Raw genomic sequence first — 253 nt, 5'->3', positions numbered from 1 at the left:
CGCCAGGCCCTGGGCCGTGGCTGGTGTTTCGGTTTCGGCCTGTTTGGCGCCTGCACCAGCTGGATCTACTACAGCATCCACCACTTTGGCGGCGCTTCGGCGCTGCTGGCCGGCTTCCTGATGCTGCTGTTCACCGCCGCCATCGCCTGGTTCTTCGCCCTGCCCGCGTGGCTATGGGCACGCTGGCTGCGCCGTAATGAGGCGCCGCTGGCGGACGCGCTGGCCTTTGCTGCGTTGTGGGTCGGCCAGGAAG

1 pseudogene is annotated in these 253 nt (G+C 68.0%); it reads left to right on the top strand.

From position 1 onward, the window contains the following. Positions 1-253 (top strand): annotated as a pseudogene (locus tag SB756_RS32785) (apolipoprotein N-acyltransferase); the annotation flags it as partial.

This window comes from Pseudomonas sp. SIMBA_068, assembly GCF_046534705.1.
Lineage (GTDB): Bacteria > Pseudomonadota > Gammaproteobacteria > Pseudomonadales > Pseudomonadaceae > Aquipseudomonas > Aquipseudomonas putida.
This window is presented reverse-complemented; position numbering and strand designations above follow the sequence as displayed.